Origin of the sequence: Glutamicibacter sp. AOP12-B1-11 (genome assembly GCF_052379245.1) — a bacterium.
Taxonomy (GTDB): domain Bacteria; phylum Actinomycetota; class Actinomycetes; order Actinomycetales; family Micrococcaceae; genus Glutamicibacter.
Map to the genome: position 1 here is coordinate 83,965 of NZ_JBQSYL010000012.1, position 17,714 is coordinate 101,678.

Here is a 17,714-nt window from a genome sequence, read left to right on the forward strand (position 1 = left end):
GCTTCCCCGAATTGCGAAAGGGAGAGCTTAGAGGCCCAGCATCCGCTTGATGGTCTTCACATCGGCCTTAGCTACCAGCTGGTCAGAAGCCAGGCGGCGCGTGACGCGCGAGGACTTGTGCTCCAGGTAGTGACGACGGTTGGCCTGCTGGCGCTTGAGCTTGCCGCTACCAGTCAGCTTGAAGCGCTTCTTGGCGCCACTGTGAGTCTTGAACTTCGGCATAGCTGCCGTTCTCCTAACGTGCTCCACATAAATCGTGAGATCTGTGGGGATCATCCGAAGCGGGCCTCTTGGCAAGGTGACCGCTGCTGTTCTCTTGTAGTTGGACCTTCGCAAGGAAGATCCTTCACCGTTTCCGATGACGGGCCCGGAGGCCCAACAGGCTTGGGCTAGGCTTCGCCTTCAGCCGCGTTGCGAGCCTGCTCCAGCTTCGCGAGAGCTTCATCATCCATCGCTGCTGCGACGTTCTGACCCTCGGTCTCTTCTGGGGCGTCGGTGCGGATCTTGCGCTTCGCGCTTTCCCGGCCACCCGACTTCTGCTGCTGTTCGCGGCGAGCCTCTGCCTTGTTCTTCAGCGGACCTACAACCATGACCATGTTTCGGCCATCGATGCGAGGGGTGGACTCTACGAGCCCGACCTCTGCTACGTCTGCTGCAAACTTTTCTAGCAAGCGAATGCCCATCTCTGGGCGTTGCTGCTCACGTCCACGGAACTGGATCATGGCCTTGACCTTGTCGCCTGCGCCTAAGAAGCGCAGTGCGTGGCCGACCTTGGTCTCGTAGTCGTGGGTGTCGATCTTCAGACGGAAGCGGACTTCCTTCAGGATCGTGTTGGTCTGGTTCTTACGAGCTTCACGAGCCTTGACAGCGGCTTCGTACTTAAACTTGCCGAAGTCCATCAGTTTGCATACAGGAGGCTTGGCGGTCGGTGCCACCTCGACCAAGTCCAGATCGGACTCGACAGCTAGTCGGAGCGCGTCCTCGATGCGGACGATTCCTACCTGCTCACCATTGGGGCCGACGAGACGTACCTCTGGCACGCGAATGCGCTCATTAATGCGTGGATCGCTGATGTGTCACTCCTGATTTTCGTAAGTCACTTACTCGCAAATGAAGAAGGCCCCCGTCTGCGAAGTGCAGGCGAAGGCCACAGAATAGACGACACAATAGTTTTACGATTCTTCCTCGTAAAGCTATTTCCGGATACTCATAAATATCCTGCCGAATTACCCGGAAGCCTGAACGGCTACTGCGGGTGGGAGTTGGCCTCCACTTGCATGGCTCAACACTGATCTCTTGGTGACATCATCCGGATACCGGACGCTCTCAAGTACCTGTATTGAGTCGGTCTGTGACAAGCTTAGCAGTATGAGTACCGAAGACACCAACTCGCAGCAGCACGCCGTCGAGCAGCAGATGCGCGACATCGCAGAAGTTCCAGCAGTAGAGATCATCACCACCGCCGCAGTTCACCTGATGAGCGCGGCCGCGGTCAAATGCGGACTGGCAGAAGGTGATGATGCCGATGAGCTGAAGGATCTTGATGAAGCTCGCAAGCTAATTACCGCTCTGGCTGGCCTAGTCACCGCGGGGGCACCCGAGCTTGGTTCACAGCACGCGGCACCGCTGCGTGACGGTCTGCGAAGCCTTCAGCTCGCCTTCCGCGAAGCATCATTGATCCCGGATGCACCAGGCAAGGGCCCGGGCGAGAAGCTCACCGGACCGGTCAACTAGCGATTGTTTCGCAGAATTTTAAGAGATTAACGTCATGGATCCGCTTCCTTTGGGAAGCGGATCCATGCTCGTTTAAACACGAGCTTTCCGTTTCGGAACAGATATTGCCGGATCGGAACGAGCCACAACGCCTTGCACTAGATAGGCTTCGGTAATGGATACCTTCGAACAGCCGGTACTGCATGCCGGGCGCTATGTCTTGCGGCCGTTCGACATCGGCGACGTGGCATTGATCGAGGCGGCTTCGCTGGATCCGCTCATTCCGTTGATCACCAGCGTTCCCGTTAAGGGATCCAGCCAGGACTTCGCGGACTTCATCTCCAGGCAGCAGCAGCGTGTGGCTGACCGCACCGGGTATTCCTTCGCCATCGCCGAGGCACAGACGAATCGGGCGATCGGGCAAATTGGGCTGTGGCTGCACAACGTTGCTGCCGGCCGGGCAAGTATCGGATACTGGATCGATCCTGCACAACGCGGACGCGGTGCAGTGAGCGCGGCGTTGGATGCACTCACCGTTTGGGCCTTGAAGCTTGCGGCCATCCATCGGGTGGAGCTGTACATCGAGCCTTGGAACGAAGGGTCCTGGCGGGCCGCCGAAAAATGTGGTTTCACCCGCGAAGGATTACTGCGAAGCTGGCAACTGATCGGCACCGAGCGCAAGGACATGTACTGCTACTCCCGGCTGAAAACCGAGGGCCCGGCGCACTAGCAAAAGCACGATTCCACTACGAGAGGCAGGATCATTGATGGACCGTCAAACGCAGAAGATTGTTCTGGAACCATTGCACGAGGGGCATCGGCAGTTCGTCATTTCCCTGGCCTCCGATGAACGAGTCACTCGCTATATCGGTGATGGTTCGGTCTGGGACGACCAGACGATCGGCGAGCGAATTCAATTGGCACTGAGCGCTTTGCCGCTTGCCACGGTTGGGGCCACTCGCTGGTTTGTGGCTATCGCTGCGGGGCATCCGGCAGGGCTGGTCGTGGCCACCCGTAAACCCGAGGGAGTCGAACTTGGGTATTGGGTCTCCCCCGGCTATTGGGGTCAGGGAATCGCCGGTGCCATGGTCAATAGCGCGCTAGGGCTCATCCCCGAACTATTTCAGGTGCGCCGTTTGATCGCTCGGGTCGACCCAGCCAATGTTGCCTCGGCCAAGTTGTTGGCGCGCAGAGGCTTCACGGGGCGGTCAAGCACCGACGGGCTGGATCACTACGAGCTCAAACTCACCTCGGCCTAAACGAAGTCGCCCATCCGCGCGCGACGGGTGCGGCGCACTCGTCGGCGGATCTGCTGGGCGATCAATGCGATTACCACGATGAATACCGCCAGCAAGCCGATGCCGATAAATGCCTGGGCGGGGCCGAGCGTATCCACGAAGATGCCGGTCAGCGGTGAACCGAGCGCGGTGCCGGTGGTCATCGCCGAACCGTACCAGCCCATGGCCTCGCCGCGGCGTTTCTCCGCGACCAGATCGGTGAGCCATTCGGAGGCCGCCGAGAGCGTGGGCGCGCAGAGCAGGCCCGGGGCGAGCGAGAGCAGCGCCAAGCTCCAGGTGTCGGTGGCGAAATACATGGGCACGGTCAGCACCGCCATCGCCAAGAGCAGCAGGAGCGGGGAGATGGCCCGGTTCATCGAGCCGTAGACCAGCCCGCCGATCAGCGACGAACCGCACCAGAAGAGGAATACGATCCCCAGGTCACCGGAGCGTGACTGCGCTTCGAGTTCGGCAACGATGCCCACCTCGGTGCCCGTGAGCAGCGCACCGGCTCCGCCGGCGGCGATGAACACCGCAAGCACCGAGGCGCTGATCCAGTTGAAGCGGCTCTTGAACGCACGTCCGCGGCTCTTGATCCGGGCGCGCGCGGACTTCCAACCCGCGGTGATCAATTCGCCTTCGACCTCGGCCACGCCGAAGGGGGCCGCGGCGATGAAACTGGCCTCCGCGCCGAGACGCTCCTCGTGCACGTTGGCGCGCAGGGCCACCGCCTTGGGGTCATCACTGCGCGTCGGCGGATTCAAAATCATCAGCGCCAGACCGGCGACCGATGCGGTCACCCCGATGACGCTCAGCCCGATGGTGCTGCTGATCTGCGTGGCGACGATCCCTGCCGAGGCCGGTCCGACGATGAATACCAGTTCGGTGGCCGTCGCATCGAGCGCAAAGGCGGTGCGCCGGTTATCCCCGGTGGTCATGATGCCCAGGGCGGTACGGACCACGGAGAACACCGGCAGCGAGAAGAGCCCGCCGATGAAGGCCAGCGGGTACACCCACTCCAGCGACACGTGCGGGACGGTGCACCAGACGATGGTTTCGACGAAGATCGAAGGAATCAGCGCCCGGCGCAGCCCCCACGCATCGACCCGGGCACCGCGCCACGGGGCGCCGATGGCAATGCCGAGGGTCATCAGCGCGGTAACCAGCCCGGCGGACACCCAGCTCTGATCGAGATTCGTAACCAGGTGCAGAAGCAGCAGCATGCTCAGCGCCGAGTGCGGCAATCGGGCAATCATTCCGATGACTAGCAGCGATGAAATCTGCGGCTGCCGCAGAATCTGCCAATACCGTTTCATACCCGGTGGTGTCCTTTTCTCTTAGTCTGGTGCGCTGAGCAAACTCACTTCGAGCGAATCGACCGCTTCGGCGAATTCTGGGTTTTGGGCGAGGCGCCCATGGATGTCTTTGGTGCTCTGGCGGGCTTCGGCCTCGGGGGTTCTGGCGGCGAAGACGAACTGCAGGTTCAGTTCCGGTCCGGGGCCGCCGCCCAGCACCGCCGCTCCAGAGACATCTCGCGAGCCGACTCCCCGGCCCGGCGCCACCTTCACCGCGCGGAGCGCCGGATAACCGGCGGTCGCCTCTTCGACGAGCTTGGCGATGTGCTCGCTGAGATAGCTGGGGGTCCAATCGGTCTGCTTGGCCAGGTTCCACATCCCGGGACGACGCAGCACGAAGGTGAAATCGCTGCCCGGGTCGAGCACCAGCAGCTGGGCTTCTTCGCTCACCGCAGACAGGGCCGCGCGGGGTGCGTAGACCGCCACCGGTCGGGCCTCGCCATGCCAGGCCTGCAAGCGCTCGACCGTGGTGAATACCGGCAAGGCCATCCGCCCATCGGGTGCCTTGATCTTGACCAACGCCATGTCGGCTTCCTTATCGGCGGCGAAACCATGTTCGGTCAGCGCTTCTTCGCCGAGCTGGGCGACAACCGCCACGAAGACGCGAGCCTGGGACAGGGCCCGATGCACTCCGGCCTCGTCTCCGGTTCCCGCGCGGAGCTCGGCCAGAGCCTGCACCACGGCCGGGTCGGCGGCTCCATCGTCCTTGTCAAACTTGTGCAACGGATTTTCCTCGCCGCTCAAGTCCCGACCGTCCCAGCCTTGGCCGGCAGAATCTGCGCGGTTGCCAGCTTGCGCCAACGCCGCGGCGATATGCCCGGGCAGGTGGCGTTTGGGATCGGATTCGGGGTGCGAAATGCTCATGAAACTATGCTATCTGCCGGGTGCAAATGCGAAAGTCCTGCGACGAAAATCCGTTCATGACCTTTGCCACGCACCCCGGCTCCGGTGCGGAGGGCAAAAGACCCGAACCGGGCCGGTGGGCGCTGGTTCGGGTCCTGGCTCAAAAAATGGTGGAGGCTAGCGGCGCCCTGCCACGTCCAGCGCTTGGGCGAGGGTGAACTGGCCCGCGTAGAGCGCCTTGCCCATGATCGCCCCTTCGATTCCCTCCGAGACCAATTCGCGCAGCACGCGCAGATCTTCCAGCGAGGAGATGCCACCGGAGGCGATCACGGGTTTGGTGGTCTTGGCGCAGATTTCGCGCAGCAGGTCCACGTTCGGCCCGCGCAGGGTGCCGTCCTTGGTCACGTCGGTGACCACATAGCGGGCGCACCCGGCATCTTCCAAGCGTGCCAGCACGTCCCAGAGGTCGCCGCCGTCCTTGGTCCAGCCGTGGCCGGACAGGGTGGTTCCGCGCACGTCCATGCCCACGGCGATCTGCTCGCCGAAGCGTTCGATGACGCGCGCGGTCCAGTCGGGGTTTTCCAATGCTGCGGTCCCCAGGTTCACGCGGGTGGCCCCGAATTCCAGGGCGCGCTCCAGCGAGGCATCGTCGCGGATGCCGCCGGAGAGTTCCACCTTGATGTTCAGTTCGTCGGCGATGCGGCGGACCACCTCGGTGTTATTGCCGCGGTCAAAGGCCGCGTCGAGATCCACCAGATGGAGCCATTCGGCCCCTTCGCGCTGCCAGGACAGGGCCGCCTCCAGCGGGTCGCCGTATCCGGTTTCCGACCCGGCTTCGCCCTGCACCAGGCGAACGGCTTGGCCGCCGGCGATATCTACCGCCGGGAGCAGTTCAAGAATTGGTTGCTCGCTCATAATTTCCTTCTGTCGCTAATGTCTAGAGAGTCTGAACCCAGCCGGCGACAATTGCCGCGGCGGCCAGGGCCCACAATGCGATGATCCACGAGATATGCGCTTTCTGGCTTTTGAGCGAGATCGCGCCGCCGGCGAGGAAGGCACCGAGGGTTAGCAGGATGATGGCCCACATTTCCTAAAGTGTCTCCAACCAGTTGCGCAGCAAGCGGGCCCCGGCGTCGCCGGACTTCTCCGGGTGGAATTGCACGGCGGACAGCGGACCGTTTTCCACGGCCGCGACGAATTCGGTGCCATGGGTGGACCAGGTCACCTGGGGCGGGGTCATCGCCGGTTGGGTGACATCGAACTCCCACTTCTGCACGCCATAGGAATGCACGAAGTAGAACCGCTCGTCCTCGATCCCGGCGAAGAGCCGGCTGTTCTCCGGCGGGCGCACGGTATTCCAACCCATATGCGGAATGACCTCCGCCTGCAGTCGCTCGACCACACCGGGCCACTCGCCGATGCCTTCGGTTTTCACCCCGTGCTCAACACCTTGCTCGAAGAACACCTGATGTCCCACGCAGATGCCCAGCACCGGCTGGCCACCGGCGATGCGGCGGCCGATCCAACGCAGCGCGCCGACCTTGGTCAGCTGCTCCATCACCGAGGCGTAGGCTCCCACGCCGGGAACGACGAGGCCATCGGCGGCCAAGATCGCTTTTGGATCCGCGGTCAGCTCCACCTCGGCGCCGGCGGCTTCCAGCGCGCGCACGGCCGAGCGGACGTTGCCGGATCCGTAATCGAGGACGACGACAGTTTTTTTCGCCACTTAGAGGGCACCCTTCGTGGATGGGATCTTGTCGCCCATGCGGGCGTCCGGCTCGACCGCTTCACGCAGCGCGCGAGCGAAGGATTTGAATTGGGCCTCGACGATGTGGTGCGGATCGCGCCCGGAGAGCACCTCGATATGCGCGCAGATCTGCGCGTGGAAGGTGATGGCCTCGAATACGTGCCGCGTCATCGAACCGGTGAAGTGCCCGCCGATCAGGTGGTATTCCTGGCCTGCGGGTTCCCCGCCGTGCACCAGGTACGGGCGCCCGGAGACGTCAACGACCGAACGGGACAGCGCCTCGTCCAGCGGTGCGTAGGAGGTGCCAAAGCGGCGTATGCCCGCCTTGGTGCCCAGGGCCACGCGCAGCACCTCGCCGATGGTGATGGCCACGTCTTCGACCGTGTGGTGCACGTCGATGTGGGTGTCACCGGTGGCGCGCACGGTCAGGTCGATGAGCGAATGCTTGGACAGGGCGGTGAGCATGTGGTCATAGAACGGCACGCTCGTGCTGATCTCCGAGACCCCGGTTCCGTCCAGGTCCAACTCGACGAAAACTGATGATTCGCTGGTCTCGCGTTCCATCCGGGCGCGACGAGCGCCAATCAATTCGGCAGACATGTCTTCCTTCGCTTGTGTGTGAATTCTACTTCTGTGCACCCAGCAACAAGGCCAGGTGCTCCAGGAAGGCGGTGGTTTCGGCTTCGGTGCCGGCGGTGACGCGCAGCGTTCCCTTGATTCCATTGTCGCGGACAATGATGCCGGCATCCAACAGGCCCTGCCAGATGGCGTGCGGATCTTCCAGTCCGCCGAAGAAAACGAAGTTCGAATCCGAGACAGATGGCTTCAAGCCGAGATCGATCAGCGTGGACACGATGCGGTCGCGCTGGGTCTTGATGTCTTCAACCTGCGCGAGCAGCAGCTCGATGTTCTTCAGCGCCGCGATGGCGGTTGCCTGGGTGACCGCGGAGAGGTGGTAAGGCAGACGCACCAGGCGAATCGCGTCGGTCACCTCGGGGGCCGCCGCGAGATAGCCCACGCGGGCTCCGGCCAGGCCGAAAGCCTTGGACATCGTGCGCGAGACGATCAAGCGCTGGCGCCCTTCGAGCAGGGTAAGCGCCGATCGAGTACCTGCCAGCGAGAATTCTGCGTAGGCTTCATCCACGATCACCATGGCGCCCGTTTCGCTGGCGGCCTCATAGACCGCTTCGATGACGTCTAAGCCCAGTGCGGTTCCGGTCGGGTTATTCGGGGAGCACAGGAATACCACGTTTGGGCGGTGTTCGCGCACCTGCGCGGAGGCGGATTCGGCCGAGAGGGTGAAATCTTCGGCGCGGTTTCCGGCAATGAATTCGGTATCGGTGCCACTGGCGAGCAGCGGGTACATCGAGTAGGTGGGGACGAAACTAAGCAGGCTGCGCCCCGGGCCGCCGAAGGCCTGCAGGATCTGCTGGAGAATTTCGTTGGAGCCGTTTGCGGCCCAGATGTTGTCGGAGGTCAGCCCGTGACCAAGGTAGTCGGCGAGCAGCTCGCGCAATTCGGTAAATTCACGATCCGGGTAACGATTTAGGCTGGCAGCCGCTTTGGCTACTTCCTGAGCGATGGCATCGATAACGGTCGCTGGCAATGGATGGGTGTTCTCGTTGACGTTCAGCTGAATGGGGACGTCAATTTGTGGCGCTCCATATGGGGATAGCCCGCGGAGATTCTCACGCAAGGGCAGCTGACTCAGAAGTTCACTACGGTCATTCACGCATTAATTCTAATGCTGAGGCACTCTCGCCGGTGAATCCACGACAAGAACAGGTAACAATAGTGAGCTGGCACCTAGTTCGAGAGTACCGGGATATCCAAAGTGTCCCCGGCGTACAACACACCGGCATCGATGGAGTTCAATTCCTCAATGTGGCTCATCGCCGCGTTGACTTCGTAGCCCACGGCGTACTCGCTGGCCAGCCCCCATAGGGTGTCACCGGGAATCACGGTGACCTCCACCGTCGCCGGGCCGGTGGGAAGGTCCGTGGACGCTTGGGCGCTGCTGGTGAACATGGTGACCATGAACGCCGCGGCGATCGTGAGCAGGAAGACCGGTATGCCTACCAGTACTGCCCAACCGCGACGATTGATGCGGATCCTCATTGGTGTCTTGCTCTGCTGTGGGTGAAGTGCCAGAGTTGCCACGACTTTTTCTCCTCAACGATTACGGGTGATGCGAACCAATATTCGAATACAACCTTCGAACACCTGTTCGATACTAGTACATCTTTTCTAACAGAGCCAGATCGAACTTGTCCAGATGTTTTCGAACAAATCTTTGAAAGAAGCCCTGCGATCAACTAAGATTTCGAAGTAGTCGATCAATGAATACATCACAACATTGGGCACCGACAGTTTGTAGCTTCGAACTGAGGACCGAATGCAAGGGAAGGCAAAAATACATGTCAGCATCACAGCGCACTCCCCGGTCGAACGCCCGTTCGCTGACGATACGTCAGAAAAAGATCCTCGAAACCATCCAGCGTGCGATCGGCAAGAATGGCTACCCGCCGTCGATGCGTGAGATTGGCGACTCGGTCGGGCTCAAAAGCCTTTCGAGCGTGACTCACCAACTCGGTCAGCTCGAAAAGCTTGGGTACATTCGTCGCGACCCGCGGCGTCCACGAGCGATGGAGATTCTGCTTCCGCTGCAGCTTGCAGAGGACGGCGAGGGAAGCAGCGAGCCGCTGAGCGCGCCGGAACCCGCTGAGGACACGAAGGTCATTGAGCTGAGCTCCTCGGCAGACACCACAATGGTTCCCTTGGTCGGACGCATCGCCGCCGGTGGACCAATTTTGGCGGAGCAAACCGTCGAAGACGTCTTTTCCCTACCCCGCCAGCTGGTTGGCCACGGCGAGCTGTTCATGCTCAAGGTATCGGGCGATTCGATGGTGGATGCGGCTATTTGCGATGGCGACTGGGTGGTCGTCCGTCGCCAGCAGACCGCGGAGAACGGCGATATTGTGGCCGCATTGCTTGACGAGGAAGCCACGGTGAAGACCTTCCGTCAGCGTGACGGCCACACCTGGTTGTTGCCACAGAATTCGCGTTATGAGCCGATTCTCGGCGACGCGGCCACGGTGATGGGACGCGTCGTGTCGGTGATGCGCTCGCTGTAGCAGGCAAGTTTATTCCAACGAGCCATTCGGCCTCACCCCTTGTCGGTGAGACCGGATGGCTTTTATTTTGCGCTGAGGTGGCTCGGCGGCAGGCTCACGCGCCCGGCCGCCTGGAGGATCGTCCAGCGTTGGGTGGCCGCCGAAAGCTGCGTCTCGACCCGGTCCGCGATCTGGCTCGCCGTGTCGCGGACCAATCGCGCGGCGGTGCGGCGGGTCTCAGCGGGCAGGCGTGCGTCGTTCGCGGCGAGCGCCAGGTAGCGGCAGAGGATTCCAGTGAACAGATTGCCGTCGCCGCCGGATTCCAGGCGCAGGCCCTGTGCCGCAGTGGCGAGCTGGTCGTTGATCGCCTGAATCAGCGAGACTGCTTGTGCCAGATGCTCAGCGGTCCCGGTGGCCAGCAATGCGCCGAGCACGGTGCCCTGATTGTAGGTGTAGATCGCTTCCTCGGTGCGCGGGCCGCCGGCGGTCAGGCGGATGCCGTCGAGGTAGAGCCCGGAGGATGTGCTGTAGAGCTCGCGACGCAGCCAGTCCAGCAGCCCGGTGGCGGTGCTCAAGTCCGCGATGCGTGCGAAATACAGGGCCGCCGGGGCGTTGGTGGGCGTGTTCTTGAAGTCGCGTTTGCGCGACCAGTAGAGCCCGCCGCCGAGCTTCTCGTCTTGGCCGCGCACCAGCTGTCGAGCCAGTGCACGCATGGCTAGGGTGGCGAGCAGCGCCGGGCGGGCGGTGAGCTGCTGGCTCAGCCCATTGAGCCGTTGGCTGGCAAGCAGCAACCAGGCCATGTCGTCGTAGAAGTAATTCGGGAAGCGGCCGAAATTGCGCAGCAGGATGCCGCGCAGCAGCTGGTTGGCCCGCCGCCAGTGCCTCTGGGCCGCGCACCGGTGACCGGAGTGCAGCTCGCGGAAAGCCGCGTCGAGGATCGCGTCGAGATAGTGCGCCTGCCACCAGTAGTGCCATTCGGACCAGGGGCGCGGGCGTTTGCCAGGCGCTGGCGCGGTAGGCGTCGCATGCAGCGAGCCGATCCAGGTGCCGGGCAGGCCCATGAGCCGATGGCCGAATCTGGCGTGCAGGTCCTCGCCTGCCACCGCGGCCAGGGCCTCCCAGTGCTCGGGGTCGTGGTTGCCTGGCTGATGCTGCGCTTCATTCACGAGTCGGCTCCCACTGCTTAATTCTCCGGTTGTGTGCACCAGCGTAGCCGCTTCGCCCGCCGGCATCGAGCACATCGAGCGGGCGGGATCAGGCCGCGAGCACTTCGGCGGCCGAGAACCAGTAGGTGTTGCGTCGCGGTTGTTGATCGGGGTCCAAGAATTTGGGCAGCAGCACCGCCGGAGGTTTGCCCTCGGCCACCACGAGGCTGAAAAGCCCGGCATGGCGCGCGTGGTGATGCATGGGACAGAGCAGAACGCCACGATCCACGCGGGTCTGTCCGCCCTCCTCCCATGGATCGACGTGGTCCGCCTCGCAGCGGCTGGCCGGCATCCGGCAGCCCGGGTAGAGGCAACCGCGGTCGCGGGCGGCCAGGGCGCGTTTCATATGCGGCGGAAAGAGCCGTTTGGATCGGCCGATATCCAGCGGTTGGCCTTTGCCGTCCAGCACCGCCGGGTAGATTCCGGCATTGCACATGAGCGTTCGGGCCGACGCCGCGGTCAGCGGCAGGCCATTTTCGGTGCTGGCGAAGCTGGCGGCGCCAGCGAGCATTTTCTCGTAGTTCAGGTGCACGATCACCTGCGGGGCGATCAGCCCGGCGCCCGGATTTTTGCCGCCAACGCGATTGGCACGCAGCACCGCGAGCAATCCGGTCAGGTGGCGCAGGGCCGGGCTCAGATCTTCGAAGGGCTGCTCGGGCGGCGGGGCGAGGTTGCTGGGTGGTTTCGGTGGTTCGGCTTCCGTCGCTTCGGCAGCCGGGGTGCGGGCCCAACCGGGCATGCTCGGCGCATCGTCCCATTCCTTGGGGGTGGGTGGCATTGGCGCAACCGGGGTTCCGGGCTCGACCGATGCGGCGGGCTCGTCCGACGGGGCGGGCTCGTCCGATGGGGCGGGCTCGTCCGATGGGGCGGGCTCGTCCGATGGGGCGGGCTCGTCCGATGCGGCGGGCTCGGCGTGGTTGGGATAGCTGGCGTGGACGAGCTCGTTGAGCTGCTCGCGGTTGCCGGCGATGGTGTTGGGGTTGTCGATCTTGGCGCGGAGCGACTCGATGAGTTCGGCATCGTGCGGGAAGACCTTGAGCTGGTAGATGACCAGTCCGCCTTTTGTGCCACGAGGGAAGAGTCCTGCCTCGGCGAACAGCGCCTCGGGCGGGCGCTGGGCCTGGAGCTGCTCGGTGATGAGGCCGGACAGGTGCTTCGCAGCGCTGGCCGGTTCCTGGGCGATGAGCTTAACCGCCTGCGCTTCGAGCTGGGCGCGGGCCTGCGGGCCGGGCAGGTCCGCTTCGGCGTTGCGGATGGCCCGGGCGGCGCCGATCGCCGGGCGCGGATCTACGTTGCGGTTCGCGAAGTGGGCGGCAAGCTGCGGGCAATCGGGGGTGGTCCGCTCCCCCGCCTCGGTGACCTTGGCGATCAGCGAGCCGGCGGCCGCGAGCCGGGAGAGAGCCGCGCCGTGGGCGATGCCCAGCCAGCCGGAGTGCAGGTCCGCGGCGTCCTTGAAGCTGCTGCGGCCCAGCGTGCAGGTGCCGTGCAGCGCGGCGAGCTGCTCGTCCGTGGGTGCGGCGCCGGCGTCGGCGATGGCATCGAGGGATTCGGTATCCAGCTGGTGGCTGCCGCTGCGCTGAACCGCGTCGGCCGCGTGGATCTGCAGGCGGGACAGGGTCTGCGCGGTGCGTTCGGCCAGCCAGGCGAAGTAGGCGGCCTGGCCGGCGGGCAGTTCCTGGGAAGAGAGTTGCGCGCAGGCGGCATCGAGGGCGGTGATGGCCTGGGCCATCGCCCCGAGGGCCGCCTGGTTGCTGCTGAGTTCTTCCATACCCACCACCTTGCCCGGTCCGCGGGCGGGGGCCGGCGGATCGGGCGCAGGGTGTGGATAAGCGGGCGTGTCCGGTTTGGCGCCGGCTACTTTTCCGGTTGCAGGCGCTGCAGCACGCCGGTGATGACCTTCTTGTCGGTGGTCGGCCACATCGGCGGCAGCGAGCTTTTCAGGAAGGAGCCGTAGCGGGCGGTGGCCATGCGCGAGTCGAGGACCGCGACCACCCCCTTGTCCTGCACCGAACGGATCAGCCGGCCGGCGCCCTGGGCCAGGCGGATGGCCGCGTGGGTCGCGGAGACCTGCATGAAGCCGTTGCCGCCGTGCTTGGCCACGTCCTCGGTGCGGGCCTTGGAGATCGGGTCGTCGGGGCGCGGGAAAGGGATCTTGTCGATGATCACCAGGCGGCAGGAATCCCCGGGCACGTCCACGCCCTGCCAGAGGGTCATGGTGCCGAACAGGCAGGTGTCGCGCTCCGCGGAGAAGTCCGCGACCAGCGACTTCATGCTCGCGTCGCCCTGGCAGAGGATTTTCACGTCGAGCTTCTCGCGCAGGATCGCCGCTGCTTCCTCGGCCGAACGCTTGGAGGTGAACAGCGCCAGCGCGCCGCCGCCGGAGGCAGTGATCAGGTCCTCGATCTCGTCCAGCGTCTCGGCGGCCAGCTGGCGCCCGGGCTTGGGCAGGTGCTTGGCGACGTAGAGGATGCCCTGGTTCGGGTAGTCGAACGGGCTGCCCACATCCACCCCGGTCCAGGTCGGGGCGCCCTGGCCCATGAGCCCGAGCGATCCGGCCACCGAATCGAACTGCGAGCCGATGGCCAGGGTGGCGCTGGTGAGCACGACGGTGCGCCCGTCGAACAGGCCCTCGCGCAGCTTGCCGGCCACCGAGAGCGGCGCGACGTTCAGCGTCGCCGGCTGGCTGTCCTCAGTTTCCACATAGCCGCGGCCCTCGATGAACTCGCGCGGGCGGGAGGTGAAGAGCACCTCGCGGCGCTCCTCGGCTTCGAGCATGCGGATCGCGTCGTCCATCACCGCCTGCATCTGCGAGCGGGCGGTCTGCCGGCCGCCGTCCGCCGGGGCGTTCGCCTCCGGCTTGGACAGCGCCAGCACCAGTCGGGCCTGTTCGACGATGTCGTTCAGCGCGATGCCCATATCCTCGCGCAGCCCGCGCTCCAGCAAGCCCGTGGGCACCCCGGTGAGCGATTTTTCCAGCCGGCCGGCGGCCTTGGTGAGCTCGTCGACGTTCACGCCGCAGTGCCTTTTGGCGCCGCCGGCGGCGGTGAGCACCCCGCGCGCCGAGAGCGCACCGGAGACCGAGCTGGTGACCCGGTCCTGCAGCTCGTGGGCCTCGTCGATGATCGCGACCTCGAAGTCCGGCAGCACGGACAGGCCCTCGAAGGCGGAGACCGCGAGCAGCGCGTGGTTGGTGATGACCACGTCGGATTCGGCGGCCCGCGCCCGGGCCATTTCGGAGAAGCACTCATCGGCCATCGGGCACTTTTGGGCGCCCAGGCATTCCATGGCGGAGACCGAAACCTGTTTCCAGGCCTTGTCGCTGACCCCGGGGACCAGTTCGTCGCGGTCCCCGGTATCGGTCTTCTCCGCCCAGTCGCGCAGCTTCAGCACCTCGGCGGCCAGCGGGGAGAACATCTGCCCGGCGGGCGCGGCCGGCGCGTCCATTTCGAACAGCGTTCCCTCGCTGTCATCCGGGTACCCGCCGCCGAGCTTGTACTGGCAGAGGTAGTTGGCCCGGCCCTTGAGCAGGGCCACGTCCATCGGGCGGGAGAGCTTGCCCTTGAGCGCTTCGAGCAGCCGCGGCACATCGCGCCCCACGATCTGGGACTGCAAGGCGAGGGTTGCGGTGGACACGATCACCGGCTTCGCGCTGGTTTGCGCATGGGCGAGCGCCGGGATCAGGTAGCCCATCGACTTGCCGGTGCCGGTGCCGGCCTGCACCAGCAGGTGTTTTTCGTCCTCCAGGGCCTCGACCATATGCTTGACCATCTGCTGCTGGCCGACGCGCATCTGGCCGCCCATGGAGGTCACCGCGGTTTCCAGAAGGTCCAGGACCTGCTCTTGCTTATCCATGTAGGTTGAAAGTCTCCAACTGAACCGCGAGGGATTCTCGCACCTTGACGATCATCCGGGTTCCGTGATCCGTGTGTTCGCTTTCCAATATTTCCGATTCGCTCTGGTGCAGCTTGGCGATCAGGTCTCCGCGGTCGTAGGGGATGAGGATTTCCAACTGCACCTCGGGCCGCGGGATCGAGCTGCTGATCTGCTCGAGCAGCGCCTCGATGCCTTCCCCGGTGCGCGCCGAAACGATCGTGGTGTTCGACTCGCGGTTGCGCACCCGTTCGATGACGATCGGGTCGGCCACATCGGCCTTGTTCAGCACGATGATCTCGGGAATGTTCAGCGCGTCGACCTCCGCCAGCACCGTGCGCACCGCCTGGATTTGGCCTTCGGGGTCCGGATGGGAGGCATCGACCACGTGCAGGATCAGATCCGAGTCTGCGATTTCTTCCAGCGTCGAGCGGAAGGCCTCCACCAGCTGGGTGGGCAGGTTGGAGACGAATCCGACGGTATCGGCCAGCGTGTAGGTCAGCCCGTCGGCGGTTTCCGACTGGCGCACGGTGGGATCCAGGGTGGCGAACAGCGCGTTCTCCACCAGCACCCCGGCGTTGGTCAGCCGGTTGAGCAGCGAGGACTTGCCGGCGTTGGTGTAGCCGGCGATAGCCACGGCCGGGACCTGGTTGCGCTTGCGGTTGGCGCGCTTGGCCTCGCGGGCCGGCTTCATCGCCTTGATCTCGCGGCGCAGCTTGGCCATCCGGTCGCGAATGCGGCGGCGGTCCATTTCGATCTTGGTTTCGCCCGGACCGCGCGAACCGATGCCGCCACCGGCGGCGCCCACCCGGCCACCGGCCTGGCGGGACATGGATTCGCCCCAGCCGCGCAGGCGCGGCAGCAGGTATTCGAGCTGCGCCAGCTCGACCTGGGCCTTGCCTTCGCGGGACTTGGCATGCTGCGCGAAGATGTCCAAAATCAGCGCGGTGCGGTCGATGACCTTCACCTTGACGATGTCCTCCAACGCGCGGCGCTGCGAGGGGGCGAGTTCGGCATCCACCACGACGGTATCGGCGCCGGTGGACGCGACGATGTCGCGCAGCTCGATGGCCTTGCCGGAGCCGAGGAAGGTGGAGGAATCGGGCTTGCTGCGGCGCTGGACGACCCCGTCGAGCACCTCGGAGCCGGCGGTTTCGGCCAGCGCGGCGAGTTCGCGCAAGGAGTTCTCCGCGTCGGTGACGCTGCCTGAGGTCCAGATGCCGGCGAGCACCACGCGCTCCAGGCGCAGCTGGCGGTATTCGACCTCGGTGACATCTTCGAGCTCGGTGGAGAGCCCGGCCACGCGGCGCAGCGCCCGGCGGTCGGCTAAATCGTCTTGGTCCCCGTCGAAGGATGAATGCTCGGCGGAAAAGCGGTTCAGCGCGGTCGCCTGTCCGGAAAAGATGTGCTCCTCGACCGGTTCGTCGGCGTGGAATACGGCGGGGGCTTGCGCGTCGTCGGCCGCCAGAATGCGGTCGATGGCTGCCTTGATCTGGGCATCATCCATTGATGCCGCGTCTTGCTCGTGTGACTCGGAGTTAGTCATGGTCTCCTTAGAAGAACTTCTCTGTACAGAATAGTGCGGGGTACCCCCACTTCGCGAGGTGGCGCGATCAGATGTCGGTGGGTGTTCGGTCATACCGGTCCTTGTGCTCAAGACAAATTGCTGTCGGTGATCAGGTGAAGGGGCGGTTACCAAGAGACTGCGGCGGGGCACGAAGGGGTGCGAAGAATCCAAAAAGAAAAAGAAAAGGACCTTGCCGTCTGCAGGTTCATGTGTCCGGTGGGCGCGCAAAATCAGCGCCGGCTCTCGGGGGAACCCTGGTAACCGAGTGGGTTACGTATTAGACGAAAATCAAAGTCATAGGTAAAACTCTATCAGTGGAACGCGCCGTGCGCCTATATCGCGTAGCTCACGTTGTTTGCCCGGCTTTGCGCGCAGGCGATAATCTTTGGTGCATGACCTCGGATCATTACTTCAGCGCCAGCCCCGCCTCGGCCGACGAACGCCGCAGCATCGCGGTGGAATTGAACGGCCAGCGCCGACAGGTGCAGACTGCGCCGGGCATCTTCTCCCCCGCCGGGCTGGACAAAGGCACCGCCGTGCTGCTGGAGCATGTCCCGACCCCGCGCGGGCGGATCCTGGACATCGGCTGCGGCTGGGGTCCGATTGCGCTGACCGCCGCATTGCAGAGCCCGGAGTCCGAAGTTTTCGGCGTGGACGTCAACGAGCGTTCCATCGAACTTGCCGAGCTGAATGCGCAAAGCATGGGGCTGTCCAAAATCACCGTAGGCACCCCGGACTCGGTGGATCCGGACCTTGAATTCGACACCATCTGGTCCAACCCGCCGATCCGCATCGGCAAGGAAGCCCTGCACGAACTGCTGCTGCTGTGGCTTCCGCGCTTGGCACCGGGCGGCGACGCCTGGCTGGTGGTGCAGAAGAATCTGGGCAGCGACTCGTTGCAGAAGTGGCTGGGAACCCAGTTGCCAGCGGACTGGAAGATCACCCGCGAGGCGACAGCCAAGGCCTTCCGCGTGCTGAAAGTGGCCCGTCCGGCCTAATCGGGATTGAAGACTTAAGCGAAGCA

19 protein-coding genes are annotated in these 17,714 nt (G+C 64.2%); 5 read left to right on the forward strand and 14 right to left on the reverse strand.

Going from position 1 to position 17,714, the window contains the following annotated elements; translation table 11 throughout:
- Positions 1-27 precede the first annotated feature (27 nt).
- Together rpmI and infC are read right to left on the reverse strand one after the other, a co-directional pair.
- The gene (gene rpmI, locus ACT3UQ_RS09165) at positions 28-222 is read right to left on the reverse strand and encodes a 50S ribosomal protein L35 (protein WP_096288052.1); all 195 of its coding nucleotides are present in this window, start codon (positions 220-222) and stop codon (positions 28-30) included.
- Positions 223-389: 167 nt separating this feature from the next.
- Positions 390-1,040, reverse strand: a complete 651-nt coding sequence (gene infC / locus ACT3UQ_RS09170; RefSeq protein ID WP_374954800.1) for a translation initiation factor IF-3 — start codon at positions 1,038-1,040, stop codon at positions 390-392.
- Positions 1,041-1,368: 328 nt separating this feature from the next.
- Between infC and ACT3UQ_RS09175 the strand changes: the two genes are divergently transcribed.
- The 3 genes from ACT3UQ_RS09175 to ACT3UQ_RS09185 all read left to right on the forward strand — a co-directional run bounded on the left by ACT3UQ_RS09175 (position 1,369) and on the right by ACT3UQ_RS09185 (position 2,972).
- A complete protein-coding gene (locus ACT3UQ_RS09175) occupies positions 1,369-1,734 on the forward strand; it encodes a DUF1844 domain-containing protein (protein ID WP_096288056.1) in 366 nt (121 codons plus the stop codon).
- A 154-nt stretch (positions 1,735-1,888) separates the two neighbouring features.
- Positions 1,889-2,443, forward strand: a complete 555-nt coding sequence (locus tag ACT3UQ_RS09180; RefSeq protein WP_444637023.1) for a GNAT family N-acetyltransferase — start codon at positions 1,889-1,891, stop codon at positions 2,441-2,443.
- Between the two features lie 37 nt (positions 2,444-2,480).
- The gene (locus ACT3UQ_RS09185) at positions 2,481-2,972 is read left to right on the forward strand and encodes a GNAT family N-acetyltransferase (protein WP_105554672.1); all 492 of its coding nucleotides are present in this window, start codon (positions 2,481-2,483) and stop codon (positions 2,970-2,972) included.
- On the opposite strand, the gene ACT3UQ_RS09190 is transcribed toward ACT3UQ_RS09185, so the two are convergent.
- From ACT3UQ_RS09190 to ACT3UQ_RS09225, 8 genes are all read right to left on the reverse strand, one after another.
- Complete coding sequence (locus tag ACT3UQ_RS09190; protein WP_105554673.1) at positions 2,969-4,306, reverse strand: MFS transporter; 1,338 nt, start codon at positions 4,304-4,306, stop codon at positions 2,969-2,971. The two genes, ACT3UQ_RS09185 and ACT3UQ_RS09190, sit on opposite strands and share 4 nt — an antisense overlap.
- Before the next feature lie 21 nt (positions 4,307-4,327).
- A complete protein-coding gene (locus ACT3UQ_RS09195; protein WP_105650749.1) occupies positions 4,328-5,209 on the reverse strand; it encodes an SseB family protein in 882 nt (293 codons plus the stop codon).
- 156 nt (positions 5,210-5,365) lie between these two features.
- Positions 5,366-6,103, reverse strand: a complete 738-nt coding sequence (priA, locus tag ACT3UQ_RS09200) for a bifunctional 1-(5-phosphoribosyl)-5-((5-phosphoribosylamino)methylideneamino)imidazole-4-carboxamide isomerase/phosphoribosylanthranilate isomerase PriA (protein ID WP_105554675.1) — start codon at positions 6,101-6,103, stop codon at positions 5,366-5,368.
- A 22-nt stretch (positions 6,104-6,125) separates the two neighbouring features.
- A complete protein-coding gene (locus tag ACT3UQ_RS09205) occupies positions 6,126-6,275 on the reverse strand; it encodes a hypothetical protein (protein ID WP_176484251.1) in 150 nt (49 codons plus the stop codon).
- Positions 6,276-6,278: 3 nt separating this feature from the next.
- Positions 6,279-6,914 carry an imidazole glycerol phosphate synthase subunit HisH gene (gene hisH, locus ACT3UQ_RS09210; protein WP_105554676.1) on the reverse strand — a complete coding sequence of 212 codons (636 nt, stop codon included), beginning with the start codon at positions 6,912-6,914 and terminating at the stop codon, positions 6,279-6,281.
- Positions 6,915-7,535: an imidazoleglycerol-phosphate dehydratase HisB gene (hisB, locus tag ACT3UQ_RS09215; RefSeq protein WP_096288070.1), complete on the reverse strand. Its 621-nt coding sequence runs from the start codon at positions 7,533-7,535 to the stop codon at positions 6,915-6,917. It lies immediately after the preceding gene.
- A 25-nt stretch (positions 7,536-7,560) separates the two neighbouring features.
- Positions 7,561-8,667 carry a histidinol-phosphate transaminase gene (locus tag ACT3UQ_RS09220; protein ID WP_105650748.1) on the reverse strand — a complete coding sequence of 369 codons (1,107 nt, stop codon included), beginning with the start codon at positions 8,665-8,667 and terminating at the stop codon, positions 7,561-7,563.
- Between the two features lie 74 nt (positions 8,668-8,741).
- Positions 8,742-9,095, reverse strand: a complete 354-nt coding sequence (locus ACT3UQ_RS09225; RefSeq protein ID WP_146114090.1) for a LysM peptidoglycan-binding domain-containing protein — start codon at positions 9,093-9,095, stop codon at positions 8,742-8,744.
- 257 nt (positions 9,096-9,352) lie between these two features.
- Between ACT3UQ_RS09225 and lexA the strand changes: the two genes are divergently transcribed.
- Positions 9,353-10,069 (forward strand): transcriptional repressor LexA, encoded by a 717-nt coding sequence (gene lexA / locus ACT3UQ_RS09230; RefSeq protein WP_105554679.1) that lies wholly within the window; start codon positions 9,353-9,355, stop codon positions 10,067-10,069.
- Between the two features lie 62 nt (positions 10,070-10,131).
- On the opposite strand, the gene ACT3UQ_RS09235 is transcribed toward lexA, so the two are convergent.
- The 4 genes from ACT3UQ_RS09235 to hflX form a co-directional block, all read right to left on the reverse strand.
- The gene (locus ACT3UQ_RS09235) at positions 10,132-11,214 is read right to left on the reverse strand and encodes a glycoside hydrolase family 76 protein (RefSeq protein ID WP_444637024.1); all 1,083 of its coding nucleotides are present in this window, start codon (positions 11,212-11,214) and stop codon (positions 10,132-10,134) included.
- Positions 11,215-11,302: 88 nt separating this feature from the next.
- On the reverse strand, positions 11,303-13,021 hold the full coding sequence (locus ACT3UQ_RS09240) for a DUF222 domain-containing protein (protein ID WP_444637025.1): 1,719 nt from the start codon (positions 13,019-13,021) through the stop codon (positions 11,303-11,305).
- Positions 13,022-13,107: 86 nt separating this feature from the next.
- Positions 13,108-15,105, reverse strand: a complete 1,998-nt coding sequence (locus ACT3UQ_RS09245) for an ATP-dependent DNA helicase (protein ID WP_444637026.1) — start codon at positions 15,103-15,105, stop codon at positions 13,108-13,110.
- Positions 15,098-16,762, reverse strand: coding sequence for a GTPase HflX (hflX, locus tag ACT3UQ_RS09250; protein WP_374954801.1), 1,665 nt, complete (start codon positions 16,760-16,762; stop codon positions 15,098-15,100). Before hflX ends, ACT3UQ_RS09245 begins: the two co-directional genes overlap by 8 nt.
- A 320-nt stretch (positions 16,763-17,082) precedes the next feature.
- Between hflX and ACT3UQ_RS09255 the strand changes: the two genes are divergently transcribed.
- A complete protein-coding gene (locus ACT3UQ_RS09255) occupies positions 17,083-17,688 on the forward strand; it encodes a class I SAM-dependent methyltransferase (RefSeq protein WP_444637027.1) in 606 nt (201 codons plus the stop codon).
- Positions 17,689-17,714 lie beyond the last annotated feature (26 nt).

Bases quoted from the DNA above. Each gene is read 5' to 3' on its own strand.
- lexA (WP_105554679.1), top strand. From the start codon at position 9,353: ATGTCAGCATCACAGCGCACTCCCCGGTCGAACGCCCGTTCGCTGACG.
- priA (WP_105554675.1), bottom strand. From the start codon at position 6,103: ATGAGCGAGCAACCAATTCTTGAACTGCTCCCGGCGGTAGATATCGCC.
- ACT3UQ_RS09255 (WP_444637027.1), top strand. From the start codon at position 17,083: ATGACCTCGGATCATTACTTCAGCGCCAGCCCCGCCTCGGCCGACGAA.
- ACT3UQ_RS09240 (WP_444637025.1), bottom strand. From the start codon at position 13,021: ATGGAAGAACTCAGCAGCAACCAGGCGGCCCTCGGGGCGATGGCCCAG.
- hflX (WP_374954801.1), bottom strand. From the start codon at position 16,762: ATGACCGAACACCCACCGACATCTGATCGCGCCACCTCGCGAAGTGGG.
- hisB (WP_096288070.1), bottom strand. From the start codon at position 7,535: ATGTCTGCCGAATTGATTGGCGCTCGTCGCGCCCGGATGGAACGCGAG.
- ACT3UQ_RS09205 (WP_176484251.1), bottom strand. From the start codon at position 6,275: ATGTGGGCCATCATCCTGCTAACCCTCGGTGCCTTCCTCGCCGGCGGC.
- ACT3UQ_RS09185 (WP_105554672.1), top strand. From the start codon at position 2,481: ATGGACCGTCAAACGCAGAAGATTGTTCTGGAACCATTGCACGAGGGG.
- ACT3UQ_RS09175 (WP_096288056.1), top strand. From the start codon at position 1,369: ATGAGTACCGAAGACACCAACTCGCAGCAGCACGCCGTCGAGCAGCAG.
- ACT3UQ_RS09195 (WP_105650749.1), bottom strand. From the start codon at position 5,209: ATGAGCATTTCGCACCCCGAATCCGATCCCAAACGCCACCTGCCCGGG.
- ACT3UQ_RS09180 (WP_444637023.1), top strand. From the start codon at position 1,889: ATGGATACCTTCGAACAGCCGGTACTGCATGCCGGGCGCTATGTCTTG.
- ACT3UQ_RS09190 (WP_105554673.1), bottom strand. From the start codon at position 4,306: ATGAAACGGTATTGGCAGATTCTGCGGCAGCCGCAGATTTCATCGCTG.
- ACT3UQ_RS09245 (WP_444637026.1), bottom strand. From the start codon at position 15,105: ATGGATAAGCAAGAGCAGGTCCTGGACCTTCTGGAAACCGCGGTGACC.
- rpmI (WP_096288052.1), bottom strand. From the start codon at position 222: ATGCCGAAGTTCAAGACTCACAGTGGCGCCAAGAAGCGCTTCAAGCTG.